Origin of the sequence: Acidovorax sp. M14 (assembly GCF_049331375.1) — a bacterium.
In the GTDB taxonomy this organism is placed as follows: domain Bacteria; phylum Pseudomonadota; class Gammaproteobacteria; order Burkholderiales; family Burkholderiaceae_C; genus Acidovorax.
Genome location: NZ_CP186263.1, coordinates 972,984 through 996,342, shown reverse-complemented (window position 1 = coordinate 996,342; position 23,359 = coordinate 972,984). Strand labels below are relative to the sequence as shown.

Below are 23,359 nucleotides of genomic sequence, written 5' to 3'. Positions count from 1 at the left end.
CGAACAAGGCTACCACCAAGCCAGTCGACAGGAAAGCAGCTCGATTCAGCCATTACCGTTCTCATCTGAAACATTGGCTTGCAAATTACTTAGTTGCAAAACTAATCTAACAAACCTAAACTGCAGTCACAGCGAAGGAGAAAGACCATGGCCACGTGTACCACCCAGCTTCTGGTGATCGACCCCCAAAACGATTTCTGCGACCTGCCCGCCAGCGACCGCCCCGCAGGCAGCGCGCCCAGCCTGCCCGTGGCGGGGGCCCACGCCGACATGCAGCGCCTGGCGGACTTCATCCGAGCACGGGGCGGCCAGATCGACGCCATCACCGTCACGCTCGATTCGCACCAGCGCTTCGACATCGCCCACCCCGGCTTCTGGCAGACCGGCGCGGGGGCAGAGGTGGCGCCCTTCACTCCCATCACCGCCGCCCAGGTGCGTGCAGGCGACTTCATGCCGCGCGATGTGGCCGCCCTGCCCCGCACACTGGCCTACCTGGACGCACTCGAAGCCCAGGGCCGCTACACGCTCATGGTCTGGCCCGTGCACTGCGAGATCGGCAGCTGGGGCCACTGCATCCACGCCGATGTGCTGGCCGCCTGTGGCGACTGGCAACTGCAGCGCCAGCGCGCGGTGCGCAATGTGTTCAAGGGCACCAACCCCTGGACGGAGCACTACAGCGCCATCGAGGCCGAGGTGCCCGACGCGGACGACGCCAGCACCGCGCTCAACACCGCCCTGCTGCAGTCGCTGGGCCAGGCCGATCAGCTGCTGATCGCGGGCGAGGCCAGCAGCCACTGCGTGCGCTCGACCACCGAGCACATCGTGCAGCACCTGCCACGCCTGGTGCCCGGCTGGCAGGCCAGCCGCATCGTGCTGCTGACAGACGGCATGAGCCCCGTGGCGGGATTCGAAGCGCAGCACCAGGCGTTTCTGGACGGGATGCGCACGGCCGGTGCGCAACTGGCATCCATGAGCGAAATCAGCCTGTAGCGCTTTTACTTCTTACCCTGGCAGCTATCCATTCAGGAGCAAATCATGGCCCCCGTCATCACCAGCCTGCTCGACACCGACCTCTACAAGTTCACCATGTGGCAAGCGCTGCTGCACCGGCATCCACAGACGCAGAGCGAATACCGCTTTGTCTGCCGCAACCAGCCGATTTACCCGCTGGCAGAGCTGCTGCCCGAGGTGAACGCCGCGCTGGACCACCTGTGCACCCTGCGCTTCAGCGAAGACGAGCTGGCCTACCTGCGCGGCCTGCGGTTCATCAAGAGCGACTTCATCGACTTTCTGCGCATCTTCCAGTTCCAGCGCAACTTCATCCGCGCCTGGGCCGAGGGCGATCAGTTGCACATCGTGGCACAGGGCCCGCAGGTGCATGTGATGGGCTTTGAGATCTTTGTGCTGGCCATCGTGAACGAGCTGTACTTTCGCCGCTTCGATGCTACTGCCGCTCTGGCCAGCGGCTGCGAGCGATTGGCGGCCAAGGTGCAGCAGCTGCAGGACCTGGCGCAGCAAGCCACACTGCGCCACCCCTTCGAGCTGTTCGACTTTGGCCTGCGCCGCCGCTACAGCGGAGCCTGGCAGCGCGAGGTGGTGCAGACCTTTGTCACGCAGACGCCGCAGTGGTTCAAGGGCACCAGCAACGTGCTGCTGGCGCGCGACCTGGGCCTGGTGCCCATCGGCACCATGGCGCATGAATACCTGCAAAGCTACCAGGCACTGGGCGTGCGCCTGCGCGACTTTCAAAAGGCGGCGCTCGAAGACTGGGTGCAGGAGTACCGGGGTGACCTGGGCATTGCGCTGACCGACACCGTGGGCATGGACGCCTTCCTGGCCGACTTTGACTTGTACTTCGCCAAGCTGTTCGACGGCCTGCGGCACGACTCGGGCGACCCGGTGGCCTGGGGCGAGAAGGCGCTGGCGCACTACGCCAAACTGCGCATCGACGCGCACACCAAGCGGCTGGTGTTCTCCGACGGCCTCACACTGACCAAGGCGCTGGCGCTGTACCGCCACTTTGGCGACCGCACGCAGCTGGGCTTTGGCATTGGCACCCACCTCACCAACGACATGGGGGATGCCCCGGAGATGAAGCCGCTCAACATCGTGATGAAGCTGGTGCGCGCCAACGGGCAGCCGGTGGCCAAGCTGTCGGACACACCGGGCAAGACGCTGTGTGACGATGAAACCTACCTCGCTTACTTGCGCCAAGTCTTCAACGTGAAGGACTGACACCATGCTCCGTATCACCATCGCCCAGCTCAACCTCACCGTCGGCGACATCGAGGGCAACGTGGCCCGCATGGTGGCCGCCGCGCAGCAGGCCGCCCGCGAGCAGTCCGACCTCATCGTGTTCAGCGAACTCGCGCTGTGCGGCTACTACCCCGGTGACATGCTGGACGAGCCGCCCTTCCTGCAACGCGTGCAGGACGGCCTGGCGGCGTTGCAGAAGGCATCGGCCGAGCTGCCCGCGCTGCACTGGGTAGTGGGCGCGCCCACGCCCGCCACAGGCCCGGGCAAGCGCCTGCACAACAGCCTGCTGGTGCTGCAGGGCGGCACCGTGCGCCTGCAATACGCCAAGCAGCTGCTGCCCACCTACAACATCTTTGACGAACGCCGCCACTTCGAGCCTGGGCCAGACGTGGCCAAGGTGCTGCGCATTGGCGGCACACAGGTGGGCCTGCTGGTGTGCGAGGACGGCTGGAACGACCACGGCGCCGACTACGCCACCAACCCCTTCGAGCGCCTGCGCGACGCTGCGCCCGACCTGGTCATCAGCATCAACGCCAGCCCGAGCCACGTGGGCAAGCGCGAGCAGCGGCACCAGATCTTCGGGGGTTCGTCGCGCCGCCACGGCCTGCCCATCCTGTACGTGAACCAGGTCGGCGGGCACGATCAGGTGGTGTACGACGGCGCATCGTTCGCGGCCGAGCCCGAGGCAGGCATCGTGTTCGAGGCGCCGCGTTTTGTGGAGGACTTGCGCACGCTGCGGTTTGACAACGGCCACTTCCTTACCGCCGATGGCAACGCGCCAGTGCGTGTTCCCGCCGAAGGCCTGCCCACCATGGAGTTTTACCGCCAGCAGATCCTGCTGGGCCTCAAGGACTACGCACGGCGCTGCGGCTTCAAGCAGGTGGTGGTAGGCAGCTCGGGTGGCATCGACAGCGCACTCACGCTGGCACTGGCCGCGCAGGCACTCGGCCCCGAGAACGTGGTGGGCGTGACCATGCCCTCGCGCTACTCCAGCAGTGGCTCGGTCGATGACTCGGTGGCGCTGTGCCAGAACCTGGACGTGCAGCTGCACACGCACCCGATTGCCGAGCTGGTAGCAGGCTACGCAAAGCAGTTCGAGGGCAGCTTCGGCCAGCCGCTCTCTGGCCTGCCGCTCGAAAACCTGCAGGCCCGCATCCGTGGCACGGTGCTGATGGAATACTCCAACGCTTTCGGCCACCTGCTGCTGACCACGGGCAACAAGAGCGAAATCTCGGTGGGCTACTGCACGCTGTATGGCGACACCAACGGCGGCCTGGGGCTGATTGGCGACCTGTACAAGACCGAGGTATTTGCACTGTCGCGCCATGTCAACGAACAAGCGGGGCGCGAGCTGATCCCGCAGGCCATCATCGACAAGGAGCCATCGGCAGAACTGGCCCCGGGCCAACGCGACGTGGACAGCCTACCGCCCTACCCCGTGCTGGACGAAGTGCTCAAGCTGCTCATCGAAGGCGAGCGCCTGTCGCCCCCCGAACTGGCCGCCGCACAGGCGTTCGTGGCACAGCTGCAGACCGACGATGCCGGCCGCGCCCTGGTGCAGCGCGTGCGCATGATGGTGGCGCGCAATGAATACAAACGCCGCCAGGCCCCGCCCATCCTGCGCGTGCGGCCGCGCGCATTTGGCAGCGGTCGGCAGATGCCCATCGCCGCAAGGTATGTGTGACAACCCCCTGAGCCGCTTCGCGGCTTCCCCCTTCTCTCACGCTGCGCGTGGGAAGGGGGACGACGCCAGCGCGGCGGGGCGGCCCTTGCGCGGCGTCCGCTGGCGGGGGCCGCGCCGGTACCCAGCGGCGCGGCCCATTCCCCAAAGGGAATCACTACTAAAATCGTAGCTATAAGCGCATGATGGACGAGCGCAAGAGGCCAAAAACCTCAAAATTTTGGAGACCCATGTACGACACCGCCCTCCTCATCGGCCGCTTTGAACCCGTGCACAGCGGCCACCTCGCCCTGCTGCACGAGGCCCTGCGCATGGCGCCCCAGGTCATCGTGGTGGTGGGCTCGGCCTGGCAGGCCCGCTCGCCCAAGAACCCCTTCACCTGGGCAGAGCGCGAGGCCATGCTGCGTGATGCACTGCCCCCATCCGACCGCAACCGTGTGCGCGTGCTTCCCGTGCGCGACTACTACAACGAAGCCGTGTGGGTGCAGGCCGTGCGCCGCAGCGTGGCGCGGCACACGCAGCCCGGCGACCGCATCGCGCTGGTGGGCCATTTCAAGGACGCGACCAGCAGCTACCTGCGCGCCTTCCCCGGCTGGGCGCTGATCGACCTGCCCCGCCAGGGCAGCATGGACGCCACCACCATCCGTGACGCCTACTTTGGCGCCAAGGCTGCCACGGTGGGCGAAGCCCTGGCGCCACTGGCCGCGCAGATTCCGGCGAGCACGATGGCCCAGCTGCAGGCCTTTGTGCACACACCGCACTACGCCGCGCTGCAGGAGGAGTGGCGCATGCTGCGCGGCTACCGCCAGGCCTGGTCTGCCGCGCCCTACCCGCCCGTTTTCGTGACCGTGGACGCCCTGCTGCGCTGCCAGGACCAAATGCTGCTGATCCGCCGCGCCCACGCGCCCGGCAAGGGCCAGCTGGCCGTGCCCGGCGGCTTCATCGAACAGCGCGAAACCGTGTGGCAATCGTGCCTGCGCGAACTGGTGGAAGAAACGCACTGCGACCTGCCCGAGGCCACCATGCGCGCCGCACTGCAGTCGGTGGCCGTGTTCGACCACCCCGACCGCAGCCAGCGTGGCCGCACCATCACACATGCGCACTACTTCGACCTGGGCGATGCGCCGTTCCCGGTGGTGCAGGCCGACGACGATGCGGCGCTGGTGCAGTGGACACGCATTGACCAGCTGGCAGGCATGGAAGAGGAGTTCTTCGAAGACCACTTCCACATGCTGGACCACTTTCTGGGGCTGACGAAGCTGGACTGATCCGTTCCACCCGTTTTTGCATCCAAACGTGCTCAAGCGCTACAGAATCATGCCTAAAAAGCTATATTTTCTATAGCACTAAATCCCTGCGCGCTCCAGCATGGCATGCAGCAGCACGTTGCACCCGGCCTCGATGTGCTCGGGTTTCGCGTCCTCGATCTCGTTGTGGCTGATGCCGTCCTTGCAGGGGATGAAGATCATGCCGCTGGGCGCGAGCTTGGCCATGTAGACGGCGTCGTGCCCGGCGCCTGACACGGCGGGCATGTGGCTGTAGCCCAGCTTGGCAGCGGCGCGGCCCACGGCCTCCACGCACTCGGGCTGAAAGAGCTGTGCGGGGTAGCTGGACACCATCTCAATGTGCACCTGCACACCATGCTCCTTGGCCACCTGGTCGGCAAAGGCCTTGACCTCGGCAGCCATGGCGTCCACCAGTGCGTCCGTGCTGTTGCGCAGGTCGATGCTGAACTTGACCCGGCCGGGGATGACGTTGCGGCTGTTGGGAAACACCTGCACCATGCCCACGGTGCCCCGGCCATGCGGCGGGTGGCGGTGGGCGGCTGCCACCACGTCTTGCATGATGCGTGTGGCGGCCAGCATGGCGTCCTTGCGCAGGGCCATGGGCGTGGGGCCGGCGTGGGCCTCCATGCCGGTGACGGTGCAGTCAAACCAGCGGATGCCCAGCACGCCACTGACGACGCCAATGGTCTTGTCGTTGTCTTCCAGCACCGGGCCTTGCTCGATGTGGGTCTCGAAGTACGCGCCGATGGGGTGGTCGCCCGGCTCCTGGTCGCCGATGTAGCCGATGCGTTCCAACTCGCCCTTCACGGTCTTGCCTTCGGTGTCGGTGGCGGCATAGGCGTGCTCCAGCGTGAAGGCCTTGGCGAACACGCCCGATCCCATCATCACAGGCACAAAGCGGCTGCCTTCTTCGTTGGTCCAAAACGCGACTTCGATGGGGGCTTCGGTTTCGATGCCGTGGTCATTCAGCGTGCGCACCACCTCGATGCCCGCGAGCACGCCGTAGTTGCCGTCGAACTTGCCGCCCGTGGGCTGGGTGTCGATGTGGCTGCCGGTCATGATGGGCGGCAGGCTGTTGTTGCGGCCGGGGCGGCGCATGAAGCCGTTGCCGATCTTGTCGATGGTGACGGTCATGCCCGCTTCACGCGCCCAGCGGGTGACAAGGTCACGGCCCTGTTTGTCCAGGTCGGTGAGGGTGAGGCGGCACACGCCACCCTTGGGCGTGGCGCCGATCTGCGCCAGCTCCATGAGCGAATCCCACAGGCGCTGGCCGTTGATGCGCAGGTTTTCGATGTTGGGTTTGACTTTCGTGTCCATGGTGTTCTCCAGATGCATTGCAGCGGTCAGCGCGCCACCGCCGTGGGGGCCAGGTCCTGAGCACGTTTCTGCACGGCCTGGAAGTTGGCGCCAAACGCCGGGCGCTTGATGTAACGGCCCTTGCCTTGCTCGGCGCGCAGGTCGCCGTTGGCAAACGCCACGCGGCCCTGGCTCACGGTGTGGCTGGGGATGCCGCGCACAGTGCGGCCTTCAAAGATGTTGAAGTCGCCCTTGCTGAACTGGGTCTTGGCAGAGAAGGTCTTGGTGCCTTGCGGGTCCCACAGCACCAGGTCCGCATCGGCACCTTCACCGATGTAGCCCTTGCGGGGGTAAATGTTGAACAGCTTGGCTGCGTTGGCCGAGGTGATGGCCACGAACTCGCTGGGCGTGAGGCGGCCGGTGTTCACACCTCCATCCCACAGCGCGGCCATGCGCTCTTCCACGCCGCCCGTGCCGTTGGGGATCTTGGCGAAGTTTTCTTTGCCCATGGCCTTTTGCGCGGCGCAGAAGGTGCAGTGGTCCGTCGCCGTGGTGTGCAGCTGGCCCGACTGCAGGCCGCGCCACAGCGCCTCCTGGTGGCCCTTGGGGCGGAAAGGTGGGCTCATCACATAGGCGGCGGCCTTGGCAAAGTCGGGGTCGCGGTACACGCTGTCGTCCACCAGCAGGTGGCCCGCCAGCACCTCGCCGTACACACGCTGGCCACGTGCGCGGGCACGGGCAATGGCGTCGGCGGACTCCATGCAGCTCACGTGCACCACGTAGATGGGCACGCCCAGTACATCGGCAATCGCGATGGCGCGGTTGGCGGCCTCGGCCTCGACCATGGGCGGGCGCGAGAGCGGGTGGCCCTCGGGGCCGGTGATACCCATCTTGGCGACCTCCTGCTGCAGCAGGTACACCAGCTCACCGTTCTCGGCGTGCACCGTGGGCATGGCCCCGAGTTCGAGGGCTCGCTTGAAGCTGTTCACCAGCGTTTCGTCGTCGCACATGATGGCGTTCTTGTAGGCCATGAAGTGCTTGAAGCTGTTCACGCCCTCTTCCTGCACCAGCGTGCCCATGTCGGCGCGCACCTGCTCGCTCCACCAGGTGACGGCGACGTGGAAGGAATAGTCGGCCGCCGACTTCTCCGCCCAGCCGCGCCATTTGCGGTAGGCGTCCATCAGCGGCTCCTGCGGGTCGGGGATCACGAAGTCGATGATGCTCGTGGTGCCGCCCGCCAGCGCGGCGGCCGTGCCGGTGAAGAAGTCGTCCATGGTGACGGTGCCCATGAACGGCAATTGCATGTGCGTGTGCGGGTCAATGCCGCCGGGCAGCACGTACTGGCCGCTGGCATCCAGCGTCTCTGCGCCCGCAGGGGCCTGGGCCGCAGCGTCCTCCCCCACGGCCACGATGCGGCCATCGACGCACAACACATCGGCGCGCTGTTCACGGTCGGCGTTGACCACGGTGCCACCGCGGATCACAAGGGCTTGGCTCATGGGGGGTCTCCTTCAGGGATACGGATCAATTCAAAAAAACGGAACCTGCACTGGCACCAGGCCCAGGCAGGGTCCAGGGCATCACTTCTTCTTGGCCGTCAGGTAGTAGTAGGTGCCGGCCACCGCCAGGCTGAAGAACCAGCCCGAGTCGAACAACGACAGCCAGATGGGAGGCATGCCCGCCTTGTCCACCACACCCGACACGGCCAGGTAGCCCGGCAGGCAGGGCAGCACGCCCAGTGCAAACGCGATCAGGGCCTGCAGGTTCCAGCCGTTGCTGTACTCGTATTCACCGCCACGGCGGTACAGGTCGTCCACCTTCAGTTCGCTCTTGCGCACCAGGTAGTAGTCCACCAGCAGGATGCCCGCGATGGCGCCCAGCAGCGTGCCGTAGCCGCCCAGCCAAGTGAACAGGTAGCCGCCCGATGTAGCCAGCAGCTTCCAGGGCATGAACAGCAGGCCGATGCCCGCAGCGATCAGGCCGCCCATGCGGAAGCTGATCTTGGACGGCGCGCACTGGCTGAAGTCATACGACGGCGACACCAGATTGGCGGCCACGTTGGTCGTGAGGTTGGCGAGCAAGATCACCAGCAGACCCAGGCCTGCGGCCACGCTGCCCATCTGCGTGAGCAGACCATCAGGGAACAGCTGGGCCTTGCCGTACAGGATGGCCGAGGCAGAGAAGCCGATAACGCCCACCATGGAGAACAGCGCCATGGGAATGGGCAGGCCGATGGCCTGGCCCACCACCTGGTCCTTCTGCGATTTGGCAAAGCGGGTGAAGTCCGGGATGTTGAGCGCCAGCGTGGCCCAGAAGCCCACCAGGCCCGTGAGCGCCGCCCAGGTCTTGGGGCCACCCTCGACCACCTTGGCGGGCAGATTGAAGAGCTGGCCCGAGGGCACCTTCATCATCAGCACGACAACCAGTGCGATGGACGCAATGATCATCAGCGGCGCCGCAATAACCTCCAGCATGCGGATCGATTCAGGCCCTTTCCAGATGAACCAGATGTGCACCGCCCAGAACGCCAGGAAGCACATGAACTGCGAGGTGCTGATGGTCTGCCCATCGGCCGGTCCAGCCAGGTTCATGCCCAGAATGTTGAGGAAGCCATGGAGCGCCAACGCTCCAAAGTAGCAGTTGATGGAGAACCAGCCACACGCAACCAGGCCGCGCAGCACAGCGGGCAGGTTGGCACCTTTCACGCCAAACGATGCACGCGCCAGCACCGGGAACGGCACGCCGTACCGGGGCCCCACGCGCCCGATGAGTACCATGGGCACCAGCACGATGCAGTTGGCCAGGAACACCAGCCACACCGCCATCTGCCAGGTAAAGCCCTGGTCCAGCATGGAGCTGGCCATGGTGTAGGTGGGCACACACACGACCATGCCCACCCAGAGTGCGGCAAAGTCCTTCCACGTCCAGTGTCGCTGCGCGGCGGTGGTGGGGAGCAGATCTTCATTGGCGAGCGTGTTGGATGCATCGCCGGGCATCAGCCCCGCCACATGGGCCGCGCTGCCGGTACTGTTGGTCATGCCTGTACTCCTGTCAAAGACGTCGTTGGGGTTGCACACAACCCGCTGTCTGTTCCAGCGCCCTCACGCTGGCAGATGGCGGGCAAAGGGAAGCGAGCGATGCTAGAGATCACGCAAGAACTGCACCAGATGCAGTGCAGCATGCGTTGCAAATCGGCACCACGACGGGTGCTGCCGCAACGTCTTGCGAGGTCCGTGGCGCACGCGCGCAGGGGCACATATCAAGCGGCTGCAGACACGCGCTGCGGGTTGTTGGGGTGCGTGGTCCAGTTGGCGTATTCGCCCGTCACCGTCTTGCCGGTGCGCACATCCACCTCGCCCGGCTCCAGCGCGCGCATGGTGATGCACTCGGGCACGGGGCAGATCGACACGCACAGGTTGCAGCCCACGCACTCGGCCTCGTTGATCTCGAACTTCCGCACGCCGCCTTCCTTGGTGAAGGTGATGGCCTGGTGCGAGGTGTCTTCGCAGACCACATGGCAGCGGCCGCACTGGATGCAGGCGTCCTGGTTGATGACGGCTTTTTCGATGTGGTTGAGGTTGAGGTTCTTCCAGTCCTTCACCGTGGGCACGGCCTGGCCCTTGAAATCGTCGAGCGTGGCGTAGCCGTGCTCGTCCATGAAGTTGGACAGCCCATCGCACATGTCCTGCACGATCTTGAAGCCGTAGACCATGGCGGCAGTGCACACCTGCACCGTGCCGCAGCCCAGCGCGATGTACTCGGCCGCATCGCGCCAGGTGGTGATGCCGCCAATGCCGCTGATGGGCAGGCCGGCGGTCTGCGCATCGCGCGCAATCTCCGCCACCATATTCAGCGCAATAGGCTTGACGGCCGGGCCGCAGTAGCCGCCGTGCGAGCCCCAGCCGTCGGTGCTCGGGCTCATCACCATGCGGTCCAGGTCCACACCCATGATGGAGTTGATGGTGTTGATGAGCGACACAGCATCGGCCCCGCCCGCCTTGGCCGCGCGCGCCGGGTGGCGCACGTCGGTGATGTTGGGCGTGAGCTTCACGATAACGGGCAGCTTGCTGTAGTGCTTACACCAGGCCGTGACCATCTGGATGTATTCAGGCACCTGGCCTACAGCCGCGCCCATACCGCGCTCGCTCATGCCGTGCGGGCAGCCGAAGTTGAGTTCGATGCCATCAGCACCGGTGTCTTCCACCAGCGGCAAGATGTTCTTCCAGCGCTCTTCCACGCAGGGCACCATGAGCGAGACGATCATGGCCCGGTCCGGCCAGTTGCGTTTGACGCGCTTGATCTCTTCCAGGTTGGTGTGCAGCGGCCGGTCGGTGATCAGCTCGATGTTGTTCAGGCCGATCACGCGGCGGTCTTGCGACATGAGCGTGGAATAGCGCGGGCCGTTGACGTTGACCACCGGTGGGTCTTCGCCCAGCGTCTTCCACACCACGCCGCCCCAGCCCGCCTCGAAGGCGCGGGTGACGTTGATCTCTTTGTCGGTGGGTGGTGCGGAGGCCAGCCAGAAGGGGTTGGGACTTTGAATGCCCAGAAAATTGCTGCGGATGTCTGCCATGGGGTGCTCCCGTGAAAACTGGGGGGAAGGGGTCTGGCCGCTTCAGGCCATCTCAAGCCATCAGTGCGGCGTGGATGGAGACAGCGGCCACCTTGCCGTGCTCCACCGCCTCCACCGTGAGGTCGCGGCCGCCCACGCGGCAGTCGCCACCGGCCCACACACGTGGCAGGCTGGTCTGGCCTTCGGCATCGGTGGCGATGCGCCCGCCCTCCAGCGCAATGCGGCTGCCCACGGGCTCGGCCACAAAGGTCTGGCCGATGGCCTTGAGCACCATGTCGGCATCGAGCGTAAAGGTCTCGCCGGTTTCCACCAGCTTGCCGCCACTCAGCGCCGTGGCGGCAAAGCGCACGCCCTTCACCGCGCCGCCTTCGCTCAGCACCTCTTTCGGTGCGGCCCAGTGGCGAATGGTCACGCCATTCGTCTGCGCCCATTGCTGCTCCACGGACGATGCAGACATGGCCTCGGCGCCCCGGCGGTAGACGATGGTCACTTCTTCCGCGCCCAGCTTGCGCGACTGCACGGCGGCGTCCACCGCCGTCATGCCGCCGCCAATCACCACCACGCGGCGGCCCACGGGCAGGGTCGAGAGGTCGGTGCTCTGGCGCAGCTCGGCGATGAAGTCCACCGCATTGCGCAGGCCGGTGGCCGTGGGCTCGGCCACGCCCAGCGCGTTCACGCCCTGCAGGCCCAGGCCCAGGAACACGGCGTCGTAGGCGCCTAGCAGGCTGTCGAGCGTGATGTCGCGGCCCAGTTGCTGGCCGGTGCGCACCTCGATGCCGCCGATGGACAGCAGCCACTCCACTTCCTTCTGCGCGAAGTTGTTGGTGGTCTTGTAGCTGGCCAGGCCATATTCATTGAGGCCGCCGAGCTTGGGTCGCGCCTCGAACAGCACCACGTCATGCCCGCGCACGGCCAGGCCATGCGCACAGGCCAGGCCCGCAGGCCCGGCGCCCACCACGGCCACGCGCTTGCCGGTGGCGGCTGCACGCTGGAACAGCGGAGCACCGGGCTGGGCAAAGAAGGCGTCGGTGGCGTAGCGCTGCAGCGAGCCAATCTCCACGGGCTTGTCTTCGTTGGTGTTGCGCACGCAGGCCTGCTCGCACAGCACCTCGGTGGGGCAAACGCGGGCGCACATGCCGCCCAGGGGGTTGGCCTCCAGGATGGCGCGGGCGGCGCCCCGGTTGTTGTCCTGCGCAATGCGGTGGATGAACGACGGAATGTCGATGCCCGTGGGGCAGGCCGTGGCGCAGGGGGCGTCGTGGCAGTAGTAGCAGCGCTCGGCCTCGATCAGCGCCTGCGCCCGGGTGAGCGGCGGGTGGGCGTCGCCGAAGTTGACGGCGTAGTCGGCCAGGTTCAGGCGTGCGGCATGAATGCCGCAGGCACGGCTTGCGGGTGTGTCCATCAGGTTTCCTCCGAGAGGGTGAGGGTGGGGGTCTGGGCGCCTATAGGGCGTGCAGGCGCACGCCGCGCAGCGCTGGAGCGCCAGCCAGTGGCGCCAACCAATGCGGCACCAGCGTGAAGGCTGGTACCCGCAAACTTCGGAGGTTTCATCGTGGTCCTCGCTGTGGGTTGCAGGTGCCCGCTGCTTTGGTGCGGCGGTGCCCTGCGTTGTGGGTCAATTTACCAACCCGTAAAAATTTACCAATTGGTAAAATCCCTACAGCAAACCGCGTGCCAGCCTCCAGCCAGCCAATTGCCAGTTTTCAGGCCCCGGCTTGTTCCACAATGGTGCAATGACTGCAGCCCGCCCGTCCCCTGCCAACCCCGCCCCCCGCCCCCGCAAGGTGGCCCGCCCGCCCGCTCTTGACGAGTCCGCGCCCCGCGCACCCACGGCGTCGCGCTTGCTCAAGGAGCAGGGCATCCTCACCGAGGCGGAGAACCAGTTTGCGCAATTTGGCTTTGAAGGCGCCTCGCTGGAGAGCATTGCCGCCGCCATTGGCATCAGCCGCCACAACCTGCTGTATTACTTCCCAAGCAAGGAAGCGCTGTACCAGCGCGTGCTGGACGACGTGCTCACTCAGTGGCTGGCGGGCATGGAAGATCTGTCGCACAGCGACGACCCGCAGCAGGCGCTGCGGCGTTACATCCGCGCCAAGCTGCACTATTCGCGCACCCGCCCTCAGGGCGCCAAGGTGTTCACCAAAGAGGTGATTGCGGGTGCACCACGGTATGGCACAGCCATCACCGAACGCGTGGCGCCGCTGCTCAAGACCGAGGTGCGCACCTTCGAGCGCTGGGCGCGCGAGGGGCGCATTGCAAAGGTCAACTTCACGCACCTCATGTTCATCATCTGGTCGGTCACCCAGGCCTATGCGGAGCAGGAGGCCCAGTTCGCCCTGCTGCTGGGCAAGCCCGCCCTGACCGAGCGCGACTACGAAAAGGCCGAAGAGCTGATCGTGCGCATGGTGCTGAGCGCGCTGGCGCCCGATGCGGTGGCGTAAGCAAGCAAGGCGCACAAAACGCTATACAAAAGATAGCTAAAAGCATAATAAAAATATGCACTTGAGGCCAATTTCTTCACTTTTTGGTGTCAAGCACCCAATGTTTTCAGCCGCCGGTACAGCGATCGCTCGCTGATGCCCAGCCGCCGCGCCAGCGCTGCACGGCTGCCCTGGTGGGCAGCCAGAGCCTGTTGCAAGGCCTCGTCGTCAATCAAGCGTCGTTGGCGTGACAACCCGGCCAACGCCGCCGATGCACGCGGCTCCGCTGCGCCCCCCTCCGCCCCACTCACGAGCGGCGGCAGACCACAGGCAAGCGCTTGCTGCACATGCTCCACGCCGATGGTGTCGCCATCGCACAGCAGGGCGGTGCGATCCAGCAGGTTGCGCAGTTCCCGCACATTGCCAGGGTAAGGCTGCGCCTCCAGCAAGGCCAGCGCAGCGCCAGACAGCTGCAGTGCCCGGGGCGGGGGCGCCACACGCTCCAGCAGCGCACGTGCCAGCAGGGCGATGTCGCCCTGGCGTTCGTGCAGCGGTGGCAGGTGGATGGGGAAGGTGCTCAGGCGGTAATACAGGTCCTCACGAAAGCGCCCTACGGCGACCATGTGCTGCAGGTCGCGGTGCGTGGCAGACACCACGCGCAGGTCGGCATGCCGCAGCTCGGTGCTGCCCACGCGGCGGTAGGTGCCGGTCTCCAGCAGACGCAGCAGCTTGACCTGCAGTGGCAGGGGGATGTCGCCCACTTCGTCCAGAAACAGCGTGCCACCGTCTGCCGCCTCCACCAGCCCCGGCCGGGCCTGGGCCGCGCCGGTGAAAGCACCTTTCTCATGCCCGAACAGCTCGGACTCGAACAGCGTCTCGGGCATGCTGGAGCAGTCCACGGGCACCAGCGCCCGCCGTGCGCGCAGGCTGCCTTGGTGCACGGCATGGGCCACCAGCTCCTTGCCCGTGCCCGACTCTCCCAGAAGCAACACCGCAGCCCGCGAAGGCGCCACCCGCGCCACCAGCCCCAGCATCTTCTGGAACGCGGGCGACCGCCCGATGAGCCCCTGCGTTGATGGCACCGGCCGCGCAGCAGCCGGCAAAGGCACCATCTTTTCGACAAAGAACCCCGTGGTGCCGTCCGCCCCCGCCACCGGCGTCAGCTCGATCTGCACATATTCCTCGCCCTGGGCCGTGTGGTGCACATGCAGCACCCGTTCGCGTTGCCCCGAGGCGCGCGCCTGCGCAAGCGGACAGGACTCGCCCGCCTGGTCACAGGGCACGCTGGCGTGGTGGGACACGGCGTGGCAGGTGCGCCCCACCACACTGCCCTCCGCACCGCCTTCGATACCGCCCGATGCACCGAACTGGCGGCGATAGGCCCCATTGGCCGCCAGGATGCGATAGCGGTCGTCCAGCAGGATGTGTGGATCGGGCAGGCCCTCCAGAAAGGACACCAGTTCGGCAGGCGGCGCGGGGAGACGGGGCATGGCAACACCTCGGTGCAGGCAAAGGCCCTGACGGTGCACCGGTTTCGCCGACGGGCCTTTGATCTATGCCATGCGGACTGCAATGGATGGCAGTTGGCAGTTAATTTGGCAGACGGAGTGGCAGTCCATCCGGCTGGGGCCGGGCCTGCGGCGCGCCCGCTCACACGATATGCGCGCGCAACCTGTTGAATTCAAAGGCTTTTCATGCGGGACGCGTCATGGCAGGCCGGTCTTGCGGGTGATGGCACGTCGTTTGCGGTAGAGCATTGCCGCCCACAGCGTTGCGGGCGGTGGCCGTCACCCCGTCGAGCCCTCTCTCGGTCTCGGCGCCACGGCCAGTCCTACCTCTCTCTGAAAGCACCCCATGTCCCTCCACCCCGCTACTCCCCATGGCCCCCTTCCAGGCACCGACGGCGATCCCTCCGCAGAGCGTCGGCAGCTGGTGCTGCTGACAGCGGCCACGGGCTGCGTGGCGGCGGCAGGGGTCGCCGTGCCCCTGGTGTCCAGCCTGGCCCCCAGCGAACGCGCACGGGCCATGGGCGCCGGTGTGGAGGTGGATATCAGCGACCTGGCGCCCGGTGGCGTGAAGACGGTGGAATGGCGCGGCAAGCCCGTGTGGGTCATGCGGCGTACGCCCGAAATGCTGGCCGCCCTGCCCCAGCAAGACGCCGCGCTGGCCGACCCGGCCTCGCGCAAGGACCAGCAACCCGAGTACGCCCGCAACCCGCAACGCTCCATCCGCCCTGAGGTGTTTGTCACGGTGGGTATCTGCACGCACCTCGGCTGCTCCCCCACCGCCGTGCATGCAGGCACCAGCAACCCCAGCGTGGGAGACCAATGGCAGGGTGGTTTCTTTTGCCCCTGCCACGGCTCCACCTTCGACCTGGCGGGCCGCGTCTTCAAGAACAAGCCCGCGCCCACCAACCTGGAGGTACCGCCGCACCGCTATGTGTCTGACACCCGGTTGCTCATCGGGGACGACGCGGCCTGAGCGATGGCAGCCGACTGGGGCGGCACATTCCCGGCTCCGCTTCGCGTCAGACCTGCTTCTGCCGCCACAGCACATCCAGCACATGCTGGGTGGCGCGCTCCACCGGGCCCGCGCGGTGGGCAATGCCCAGGGGGCGCCACAGCCGGGGCTGCACCGGCAGCATGCGGATGCGCGGGTCCAGCGGCGTGGCGGTGGAGGCCTCGTGCGGAAGCAGCGTGGCTCCGTAGCCCGCAGCCACCAGGCTCTTGATGGCATCGTTGTAGTTGAGCTGGATGCGCGCCTTGGGTTGCTCGCCCGCCAGGGCCAGCCATTCGCTCGTCAGGCGCGACAGGCTGGTGCCATCGTCATTCAGGATCAACGGCTGCCCCGCCAGCCACTGGGGCGTGACCCTGCGGGGCGCCGTCCAGGCCGAGGGGACAAACGCCATCACCGGGTCGCGCCGCCAGGGCATCACCGTCACCCCGCGCACCGCGGCCATGGGCAAGGCCACCAGGCCCACGTCCAGCGTGCCCAGGGCCAGCCGCGACACGGTCTCCAGCGACGTGAGCACCACCACCTGCACATCGATGCCGGGGTGGTGCTGGCCGAGCACCTCCAGCGCCTGGGGCAGCAGGTGCGCGATGGCGCCGGTGGACGCGCCCAGGCGCACCCGCCCCTCCAGCCCCTGCACCTGGCGCCGCACCAGGTCCATGGCCTCGTCGGCATCGGCCAGCAGGCGCCGGGCCCGCTCCACCAGCACCTCGCCCGCGCCGGACGGCCGCACCTCGCCCCGCTTGCGCACCAGCAACGGCGCCCCAATCAACGCCTCCAGGTCGGCAATGTGCAGGCTGACGGTGGGAGGTGCCAGATGCAGCGTGCGGGCCGCTTCGGCAAAAGACCCGAGATCAGCGATGGTGACCAGGGTGCGCAGCCGGTCGAGATTGAGTTCGCGCATGACGTTCAGCAGAACTGATCTTGAAGTTTGTGAAATTCAACTTTTCAAAGTTTAGACCGGCGCCGAAGATTCCACATCCCCCCATGCCAGGAATCCACACCATGACCCACCAGCCCCTTGTTTTTATCGACGGCGACCAAGGCACCACCGGCCTGCAAATCCACCAGCGCCTGCACGGCCGCACCGACCTGCAGGTGCTGACACTGCCCGAAGCCGACCGCAAGAACCCCACCCGCCGCGCCGACGCCATCAACAGCTGCGACATCGCCATCCTGTGCCTGCCCGACGCCGCCGCCCGCGAAGCAGTCGCCGCCATCCACAATCCCGCCGTGCGCGTGATCGACGCCAGCTCGGCCCACCGCACGGACGCGCAATGGGTCTATGGCTTTCCGGAAATGGATGCGGCGCAGGCCGCGCGCATCGCCAGCGCGCAACGCGTCAGCAACCCCGGCTGTTACCCCACAGGCGCTATCGCACTGCTGCGGCCCCTGGTGCAGGCCGGCTTGTTGCCTGCCGACCATGCACTCAACATCCATGCAGTGTCGGGATACTCCGGGGGTGGGCGCGCCCGCGTGCAAGCGCACGAAGGCCCCGAGGCAGCCCATGCGCCCGCCTTCCAGGTCTACGGGCTGCAGCTGGAACACAAACACACGCCCGAAATCGCGCAACACGCCGGGCTGTCGCAGCGCCCGTTTTTCTTGCCCTCGTACGGCGCCTTCCGCCAGGGCATCGTGCTGACCGTCGGGTTGCATCTGCGGCAGCTCGCGCCGGGCACACAAGGCGAACTCCTGCACGCCTGCCTGCAGCAGCACTATGCCGACGCCCCCTTTGTCGAGGTGATGCCTCCCGCCGCTACCGAAGTAGCCGAACACCTGGACCCACAGGCCCTGAACGGCACCAACCAGTTGCGGCTGGGGGTGTTCAGCAACGCCCGCCACGGCCAGGTGTTGCTGACCGCCGTGTTTGACAACCTGGGCAAGGGCGCCTCGGGGGCGGCAGTGCAGAACCTGGATCTGATGCTGAGCGGCGCGGCCTGACGGACGCGGGCAGAGCTGGAGAGGCAAAGCCTTCACCCTAATGTTCTGGGGGGGTGTCTTGAAATGGCCACAAATGCCCGTATCATTAGCACTCACCGCAGACGAGTGCTAACACTGCGCTCCCTGCTGGCAGTTTGGTGGCCCCGGATGGCCGGGGCTGATTGAATCCATCAGCTTTTTTTACTGAAAACAGGAGCAATGCAATGAACCTTCGCCCTCTGCACGATCGCGTGATCGTCAAGCGTATTGAAAGCGAAACCACGACGGCCTCCGGCATCGTGATCCCTGACAACGCCGCCGAAAAGCCCGATCAAGGTGAAGTGTTGGCCGTGGGCCCTGGCAAGAAGAACGACAAGGGTGAAGTGATCGCCCTGAACGTGAAGGTCGGCGACCGCGTTCTGTTCGGCAAGTACTCGGGCCAGACCGTCAAGGTCAACGGCGACGAGCTGCTGGTCATGAAAGAAGACGACCTGTTTGCCGTGGTCGAGAAGTAATTCCTCACCCCTGCGTTACTCATCTTTTCATAGCTGCTCGCGCCGATTGATCAAGCGCTAGCAGCCAATTTGAACCCAATTTTCAGGAGCTCCAAAATGGCAGCAAAAGACGTAGTTTTCGGCGGCGAAGCCCGCGCACGCATGGTTGAAGGCGTGAACATCCTGGCCAACGCGGTCAAGGTCACGCTGGGCCCCAAGGGCCGCAACGTGGTGCTGGAGCGCTCGTTCGGCGCCCCCACCGTGACCAAGGACGGTGTGTCCGTGGCCAAGGAAATCGAACTCAAGGACAAGCTGCAGAACATGGGCGCCCAGCTTGTGAAGGAAGTGGCTTCGAAGACCAGCGACAACGCTGGTGACGGCACCACCACCGCCACCGTGCTGGCCCAAGCCATCGTGCGCGAAGGCTCCAAGTACGTGGCCGCTGGCCTGAACCCCATGGACCTGAAGCGCGGTATCGACAAGGCCGTGCTGGCCCTGACCGAAGAGCTGAAGAAGGCTTCCAAGCCCACCACCACCTCCAAGGAAATCGCCCAAGTGGGTTCGATCTCCGCCAACTCCGACGAATCCATCGGCAAGATCATTGCTGACGCCATGGACAAGGTCGGCAAGGAAGGCGTGATCACCGTGGAAGACGGCAAGTCGCTGCAAAACGAGCTGGATGTCGTGGAAGGCATGCAGTTTGACCGCGGCTACCTGTCGCCCTACTTCATCAACAACCCAGAAAAGCAAGCCGCTCTGCTGGACAACCCCTTCGTGCTGCTGTTCGACAAGAAGATCAGCAACATCCGCGACCTGCTGCCCACGCTGGAGCAAGTTGCCAAGGCTGGCCGTCCCCTGCTGATCATTGCCGAAGAAGTCGAAGGCGAAGCCCTGGCTACGCTGGTGGTCAACACCATCCGCGGCATCCTGAAGGTTGTGGCTGTCAAGGCTCCTGGCTTCGGCGACCGTCGCAAGGCCATGCTGGAAGACATCGCCATCCTGACGGGCGGCAAGGTCATCGCTGAAGAAGTGGGCCTGAGCCTGGAGAAGGTGACCCTGGCCGACCTGGGCCAAGCCAAGCGCATCGAAGTGGGCAAGGAAAACACCATCATCATCGATGGTGCTGGTGCCGCTGCCGACATCGAAGCCCGCGTGAAGCAAATCCGCATTCAGATCGAAGAAGCGACCAGCGACTACGACCGTGAAAAGCTGCAAGAGCGCGTGGCCAAGCTGGCTGGCGGCGTGGCAGTGATCAAGGTCGGCGCTGCGACCGAAGTCGAAATGAAGGAAAAGAAGGCCCGCGTGGAAGACGCCCTGCACGCTACTCGCGCTGCGGTGGAAGAAGGCATCGTGGCCGGTGGTGGCGTGGCCCTGCTGCGCGCACGCCAAGCGGCTGGCGAGATCAAGGGTGACAACCCTGACCAGGACGCTGGCGTGAAGCTGATCCTGAAGGCCATCGAAGCCCCTCTGCGCGAGATCGTTTACAACGCTGGTGGCGAGCCATCGGTGGTGGTGAACGCCGTGCTGAACGGCAAGGGCAACTACGGCTTCAACGCTGCCAACGACACCTACGGCGACATGATCGAAATGGGTATCCTGGACCCCACGAAGGTGACCCGTACCGCTCTGCAGAACGCCGCTTCCGTGGCATCACTGCTGCTGACGACCGAAGCCATGGTGGCTGAGGCTCCAAAGGACGACGCACCTGCTGCTGGCATGCCCGACATGGGCGGCATGGGTGGCATGGGCGGCATGGGCATGTAATTGCCCGGCCCCTGCGCAGCAGCCCAGTGCTCGCTGCGCAGTCCGCAATATAAAAGCCCGCAGGCCTTACGGTCTGTGGGCTTTTTTCATGGGCGCCAACGCGGGGCGTCAGCTTGCGGCGGCTTTACTCCCCGCTGGGCTGCACCCACCAGTAAATCAGCACCAGGGTACCAATACCGGTGAGCGACAGCAGCTGCCACCAGCCGGAGCGCCCAATGTCATGCAAGCGGCGTGCGCCCACCGCCAGCGCGGGCAGCAGCAGGGCCAAGGCAGCGATGCCGTAGAGCACCTGGCTGATCAGGGTGGCAATCACCAGCACGCCGAGCTGGAACAGCGCGAACCACCAGAACTCGGAGCGTGGCGCACGGCCCGAAAACCCGGCGTACTGCGCGAAGCAGCTTTTGACAGCCGAAACAAAATCCATAGCGAACTCCCTCTCTTGAACAATCGTTGCTCGGTCACGGGGTATCCCCGCGTGGCCATGATAGAGGGGCGTTGCGACAAGTCCAGCCGGCTCGACACACACAGCGGCCACGCTGTGCCGCCAGCGCCACGGATTTTTGAAGTCAGACGCTATTATTTTTATAGCAACCAGCGCTTATTGCACTAGCGCATGGGGCACTTTCGGCAGCAAACCCAGCGCTAGCGATCCCTCAGGCCGCCTTGCGCAGCGCCTGGGTGTCGCGCGCCAGTTGCGTGATGCGCGCCCAGTCGCCCGCACGCACCGCGTCGGTGGGCGTGAGCCACGAGCCCCCCACGCAGCGCACATTGGGCAGCGCCAGGTAGTTGGAAGCGGTGGCGTTGGTGATGCCGCCGGTAGGGCAAAAGCTCACCTGGCCAAACGGGCTGGCCCAGGACTTGAGCAGCGGGATGCCACCCACGGCCTCGGCCGGGAACAGTTTGAGGAACGAGAACCCATCGGCCAGCGCCGCCATGATCTCGCTCGACGTGGCCACGCCGGGCAGCAGCGGCAGGTTCAGGCCCTTGCAGGCGCTGCCCACGGCCGAGGTGTAGCCGGGGCTCACGGCAAAACGCGCACCGGCTTCGCTCGCACGACGGGCGTCATCGGCGTTGAGCACCGTGCCCACACCCACCACGGCCTCGGGCAGATGGCAGGCGATGGCTTCGATGGCAGGCAGACCCGCAGCGGTGCGCAACGTCACCTCCAGCACCTTCACGCCACCGGCCAGCAATGCCTCGGCCAGGGGCAGAGCGTCTTCCACGCGATCGATCACGATGACGGGGATGACCGGACCATGGCTGGCGATGTCGAGGGGATTCATGGGGGTGGAAGCAGGGGTTACAGCCATGTGCAGGCTCCTTGTTCGGCACCGCCTGCGTGGCGGCGAAAGTTGGTGAAGAGTTCACGGCCAAAGCCGATGGGTGATGGGGCGTTGAAGGGTGCCGGGGCGCGCGCGGCCCACTCGGCATCGTCCACCAACACATCGAGCGTGCCAGCGACTGCATCCACCCGCACGATGTCGCCATCGCGCACCTTGGCCAGCGGACCACCGGCCAGTGCCTCGGGCGTGACGTGGATGGCAGCAGGCACACGGCCCGATGCGCCGCTCATGCGACCGTCAGTCACCAGCGCCACCTGGAAGCCTTGGTTCTGCAGCACCGCCAGCGGGGGCGTGAGCTTGTGCAGCTCGGGCATGCCGTTGGCCTGCGGCCCCTGAAAACGCACCACGGCCACCATGTCCTGGTTGACCTCGCCCGCGCTGAAGGCGGCGAGCAGGGCTTCTTGCGAATCGAAAACACGCGCCGGGGCCTGGACAACGTGGCGGTCTTCGGGCACAGCCGAGACCTTGATCACCGCACGGCCCAGGCGGCCTTGCAGAAGGCGCAGGCCGCCCGTGGGCGAGAAGGGTTCGCTCACAGGCCGCAGCACCGAGGTGTCGCCCGATACGGCGGGTGCGCTCTTGCCGCCATCGGCAATGCCGCCCGCGTTCACGCTCAATACATCGGGGTGCATGAAGCCGCCCGCCAGCAGCTCGCGCAGGATCCACGGCGGGCCGCCTGCGGCCTGGAACTGGTTCACATCGGCATCGCCGTTCGGATACACGCGGGCCAGCAGGGGCACCACGGACGAGAGCTCGTCAAAGTCCGTCCAGTCGATCAGGATGCCCGCGCTGCGTGCAATGGCTACCCAATGGATCAGGTGGTTGGTGGAGCCTCCCGTGGCCAGCAAGGCCACCATGGCGTTGACGATGCAGCGCTCGTCCACCAGCTTGCCGATGGGGGTGAAACGCGATCCGCGCTTGCCGATGTCGAGCAAGGTGCGCAGCGCCTGGCGGGTGAAGGCCTCGCGCGCCTCGGTGCCGGGGGACTCGAACGCCGCGCCGGGCACATGCAGGCCCATGGCTTCGAGCAGCATCTGGTTGCTGTTGGCCGTGCCGTAAAAGGTGCAGGTGCCGGGGCTGTGGTACGCGGCGGACTCGGCCTTGAGCAGTTCGTCACGCCCCACCAGACCTTGTGCGTACTGCTCGCGCACCTTGGATTTGTCCTTGTTCGACAGGCCCGTGCCCATGGGGCCTGCGGGCACGAACACGCAGGGCAAGTGGCCGTAGTGCAGCGCACCGATCAGCAAGCCCGGCACGATCTTGTCGCACACGCCCAGCAGCAGCGCGCCATCAAACACATCATGGGACAGCGCTACCGCAGTGGCCATGGCAATGGCATCGCGGGAGAACAGCGACAGCTCCATGCCGGGCGTGCCCTGCGTCACACCGTCGCACATCGCGGGTACACCGCCCGCCACTTGCACGGTGGCGCCCAACTTGGCGGCTTCGTCACGCAGGATGGCAGGGTAGCCTTGGTACGGCTGGTGGGCCGAGAGCATGTCGTTGTAGGCCGTGACGATGCCGATGTTGGGCGCCTTCTCGACCGTGACCTTGAACTTGTCAGAACCCGGCAGCGCCGCGTAGGCATGGGCCAGGTTGGCGCAGCCCATGCGGTCTTGGGCGGGCTTGCGGGCGATCATGGCGTCAACGCCGGCAAGGTAGGCGCTGCGGGTGTCTGCGCTGCGCTGGACAATGCGCTCGGTCACGCGCGCTACAACTGGGTGCATGGAAGTCTCCATCGGTGGGTGGCAAGGCCCCATGCATGGTGCCGGGGCTCAGTATCTGAGGCCCTAGAATGTAACTCGATAACCACCC

Annotated in this window: 19 protein-coding genes; 9 read left to right on the top strand and 10 right to left on the bottom strand. The window is 65.9% G+C overall.

Going from position 1 to position 23,359, the window contains the following annotated elements; genetic code table 11:
- Positions 1-147: 147 nt before the first annotated feature.
- The 4 genes from ACOYR4_RS04605 (at position 148) to ACOYR4_RS04590 (ending at position 5,205) form a co-directional block, all read left to right on the top strand.
- A complete protein-coding gene (locus ACOYR4_RS04605) occupies positions 148-990 on the top strand; it encodes a cysteine hydrolase (protein WP_422848793.1) in 843 nt (280 codons plus the stop codon).
- A 45-nt stretch (positions 991-1,035) separates the two neighbouring features.
- Complete coding sequence (gene pncB / locus ACOYR4_RS04600; protein ID WP_422848792.1) at positions 1,036-2,235, top strand: nicotinate phosphoribosyltransferase; 1,200 nt, start codon at positions 1,036-1,038, stop codon at positions 2,233-2,235.
- 4 nt (positions 2,236-2,239) lie between these two features.
- A complete protein-coding gene (locus ACOYR4_RS04595) occupies positions 2,240-3,940 on the top strand; it encodes an NAD+ synthase (protein ID WP_422848791.1) in 1,701 nt (566 codons plus the stop codon).
- Between the two features lie 227 nt (positions 3,941-4,167).
- Positions 4,168-5,205, top strand: coding sequence for a bifunctional nicotinamide-nucleotide adenylyltransferase/Nudix hydroxylase (locus tag ACOYR4_RS04590; RefSeq protein ID WP_422848790.1), 1,038 nt, complete (start codon positions 4,168-4,170; stop codon positions 5,203-5,205).
- A 78-nt stretch (positions 5,206-5,283) separates the two neighbouring features.
- Here ACOYR4_RS04590 and ACOYR4_RS04585 read toward each other — a convergent pair whose 3' ends face one another.
- The 5 genes from ACOYR4_RS04585 to ACOYR4_RS04565 all read right to left on the bottom strand — a co-directional run bounded on the left by ACOYR4_RS04585 (position 5,284) and on the right by ACOYR4_RS04565 (position 12,494).
- Positions 5,284-6,540 carry a Zn-dependent hydrolase gene (locus tag ACOYR4_RS04585; RefSeq protein WP_422848789.1) on the bottom strand — a complete coding sequence of 419 codons (1,257 nt, stop codon included), beginning with the start codon at positions 6,538-6,540 and terminating at the stop codon, positions 5,284-5,286.
- Between the two features lie 26 nt (positions 6,541-6,566).
- Positions 6,567-8,018 (bottom strand): dihydropyrimidinase, encoded by a 1,452-nt coding sequence (hydA, locus tag ACOYR4_RS04580; RefSeq protein WP_422848788.1) that lies wholly within the window; start codon positions 8,016-8,018, stop codon positions 6,567-6,569.
- Positions 8,019-8,099: 81 nt separating this feature from the next.
- Positions 8,100-9,557, bottom strand: a complete 1,458-nt coding sequence (locus ACOYR4_RS04575; protein WP_422848787.1) for an NCS1 family nucleobase:cation symporter-1 — start codon at positions 9,555-9,557, stop codon at positions 8,100-8,102.
- Between the two features lie 221 nt (positions 9,558-9,778).
- Positions 9,779-11,092 carry an NAD-dependent dihydropyrimidine dehydrogenase subunit PreA gene (preA, locus tag ACOYR4_RS04570; protein ID WP_422848786.1) on the bottom strand — a complete coding sequence of 438 codons (1,314 nt, stop codon included), beginning with the start codon at positions 11,090-11,092 and terminating at the stop codon, positions 9,779-9,781.
- A gap of 52 nt (positions 11,093-11,144) precedes the next feature.
- The gene (locus ACOYR4_RS04565; RefSeq protein ID WP_309826528.1) at positions 11,145-12,494 is read right to left on the bottom strand and encodes an NAD(P)-dependent oxidoreductase; all 1,350 of its coding nucleotides are present in this window, start codon (positions 12,492-12,494) and stop codon (positions 11,145-11,147) included.
- Positions 12,495-12,825: 331 nt separating this feature from the next.
- On the opposite strand from ACOYR4_RS04565, the gene ACOYR4_RS04560 reads away from it, so the two are divergent.
- Complete coding sequence (locus ACOYR4_RS04560) at positions 12,826-13,533, top strand: TetR/AcrR family transcriptional regulator (RefSeq protein ID WP_422848785.1); 708 nt, start codon at positions 12,826-12,828, stop codon at positions 13,531-13,533.
- An 89-nt stretch (positions 13,534-13,622) separates the two neighbouring features.
- On the opposite strand, the gene ACOYR4_RS04555 is transcribed toward ACOYR4_RS04560, so the two are convergent.
- Entirely contained in the window at positions 13,623-15,002 is a 1,380-nt protein-coding gene (locus tag ACOYR4_RS04555) for a sigma-54 interaction domain-containing protein (RefSeq protein ID WP_422848784.1), read from the bottom strand.
- Positions 15,003-15,366: 364 nt separating this feature from the next.
- On the opposite strand from ACOYR4_RS04555, the gene petA reads away from it, so the two are divergent.
- On the top strand, positions 15,367-15,993 hold the full coding sequence (gene petA / locus ACOYR4_RS04550) for a ubiquinol-cytochrome c reductase iron-sulfur subunit (protein ID WP_422848783.1): 627 nt from the start codon (positions 15,367-15,369) through the stop codon (positions 15,991-15,993).
- A gap of 46 nt (positions 15,994-16,039) precedes the next feature.
- Here petA and ACOYR4_RS04545 read toward each other — a convergent pair whose 3' ends face one another.
- Positions 16,040-16,927, bottom strand: coding sequence for a LysR family transcriptional regulator (locus ACOYR4_RS04545; RefSeq protein ID WP_422848782.1), 888 nt, complete (start codon positions 16,925-16,927; stop codon positions 16,040-16,042).
- A 101-nt stretch (positions 16,928-17,028) separates the two neighbouring features.
- Between ACOYR4_RS04545 and argC the strand changes: the two genes are divergently transcribed.
- The 3 genes from argC to groL all read left to right on the top strand — a co-directional run bounded on the left by argC (position 17,029) and on the right by groL (position 20,201).
- Positions 17,029-17,964, top strand: coding sequence for an N-acetyl-gamma-glutamyl-phosphate reductase (gene argC / locus ACOYR4_RS04540; RefSeq protein WP_422848781.1), 936 nt, complete (start codon positions 17,029-17,031; stop codon positions 17,962-17,964).
- Between the two features lie 203 nt (positions 17,965-18,167).
- On the top strand, positions 18,168-18,458 hold the full coding sequence (locus ACOYR4_RS04535) for a co-chaperone GroES (RefSeq protein WP_015012625.1): 291 nt from the start codon (positions 18,168-18,170) through the stop codon (positions 18,456-18,458).
- A 96-nt stretch (positions 18,459-18,554) separates the two neighbouring features.
- Positions 18,555-20,201, top strand: a complete 1,647-nt coding sequence (groL, locus tag ACOYR4_RS04530; RefSeq protein WP_015012624.1) for a chaperonin GroEL — start codon at positions 18,555-18,557, stop codon at positions 20,199-20,201.
- Positions 20,202-20,325: 124 nt separating this feature from the next.
- On the opposite strand, the gene ACOYR4_RS04525 is transcribed toward groL, so the two are convergent.
- From ACOYR4_RS04525 to edd, 3 genes are all read right to left on the bottom strand, one after another.
- Entirely contained in the window at positions 20,326-20,625 is a 300-nt protein-coding gene (locus ACOYR4_RS04525; RefSeq protein WP_309826537.1) for a DUF805 domain-containing protein, read from the bottom strand.
- Between the two features lie 229 nt (positions 20,626-20,854).
- Positions 20,855-21,511 (bottom strand): bifunctional 4-hydroxy-2-oxoglutarate aldolase/2-dehydro-3-deoxy-phosphogluconate aldolase, encoded by a 657-nt coding sequence (gene eda / locus ACOYR4_RS04520; protein ID WP_422848780.1) that lies wholly within the window; start codon positions 21,509-21,511, stop codon positions 20,855-20,857.
- Complete coding sequence (gene edd / locus ACOYR4_RS04515; RefSeq protein WP_422848779.1) at positions 21,502-23,271, bottom strand: phosphogluconate dehydratase; 1,770 nt, start codon at positions 23,269-23,271, stop codon at positions 21,502-21,504. Before edd ends, eda begins: the two co-directional genes overlap by 10 nt.
- Positions 23,272-23,359 lie beyond the last annotated feature (88 nt).

Excerpts from the sequence above, each read along its gene's own strand:
- ACOYR4_RS04605 (WP_422848793.1), top strand. The coding sequence starts at position 148 with ATGGCCACGTGTACCACCCAGCTTCTGGTGATCGACCCCCAAAACGAT.
- pncB (WP_422848792.1), top strand. The coding sequence starts at position 1,036 with ATGGCCCCCGTCATCACCAGCCTGCTCGACACCGACCTCTACAAGTTC.
- ACOYR4_RS04595 (WP_422848791.1), top strand. The coding sequence starts at position 2,240 with ATGCTCCGTATCACCATCGCCCAGCTCAACCTCACCGTCGGCGACATC.
- ACOYR4_RS04590 (WP_422848790.1), top strand. The coding sequence starts at position 4,168 with ATGTACGACACCGCCCTCCTCATCGGCCGCTTTGAACCCGTGCACAGC.
- ACOYR4_RS04585 (WP_422848789.1), bottom strand. The coding sequence starts at position 6,540 with ATGGACACGAAAGTCAAACCCAACATCGAAAACCTGCGCATCAACGGC.
- hydA (WP_422848788.1), bottom strand. The coding sequence starts at position 8,018 with ATGAGCCAAGCCCTTGTGATCCGCGGTGGCACCGTGGTCAACGCCGAC.
- ACOYR4_RS04575 (WP_422848787.1), bottom strand. The coding sequence starts at position 9,557 with ATGACCAACAGTACCGGCAGCGCGGCCCATGTGGCGGGGCTGATGCCC.
- preA (WP_422848786.1), bottom strand. The coding sequence starts at position 11,092 with ATGGCAGACATCCGCAGCAATTTTCTGGGCATTCAAAGTCCCAACCCC.
- ACOYR4_RS04565 (WP_309826528.1), bottom strand. The coding sequence starts at position 12,494 with ATGGACACACCCGCAAGCCGTGCCTGCGGCATTCATGCCGCACGCCTG.
- ACOYR4_RS04560 (WP_422848785.1), top strand. The coding sequence starts at position 12,826 with ATGACTGCAGCCCGCCCGTCCCCTGCCAACCCCGCCCCCCGCCCCCGC.
- ACOYR4_RS04555 (WP_422848784.1), bottom strand. The coding sequence starts at position 15,002 with ATGCCCCGTCTCCCCGCGCCGCCTGCCGAACTGGTGTCCTTTCTGGAG.
- petA (WP_422848783.1), top strand. The coding sequence starts at position 15,367 with ATGTCCCTCCACCCCGCTACTCCCCATGGCCCCCTTCCAGGCACCGAC.
- ACOYR4_RS04545 (WP_422848782.1), bottom strand. The coding sequence starts at position 16,927 with ATGCGCGAACTCAATCTCGACCGGCTGCGCACCCTGGTCACCATCGCT.
- argC (WP_422848781.1), top strand. The coding sequence starts at position 17,029 with ATGACCCACCAGCCCCTTGTTTTTATCGACGGCGACCAAGGCACCACC.
- ACOYR4_RS04535 (WP_015012625.1), top strand. The coding sequence starts at position 18,168 with ATGAACCTTCGCCCTCTGCACGATCGCGTGATCGTCAAGCGTATTGAA.
- groL (WP_015012624.1), top strand. The coding sequence starts at position 18,555 with ATGGCAGCAAAAGACGTAGTTTTCGGCGGCGAAGCCCGCGCACGCATG.
- ACOYR4_RS04525 (WP_309826537.1), bottom strand. The coding sequence starts at position 20,625 with ATGGATTTTGTTTCGGCTGTCAAAAGCTGCTTCGCGCAGTACGCCGGG.
- eda (WP_422848780.1), bottom strand. The coding sequence starts at position 21,511 with ATGGCTGTAACCCCTGCTTCCACCCCCATGAATCCCCTCGACATCGCC.
- edd (WP_422848779.1), bottom strand. The coding sequence starts at position 23,271 with ATGCACCCAGTTGTAGCGCGCGTGACCGAGCGCATTGTCCAGCGCAGC.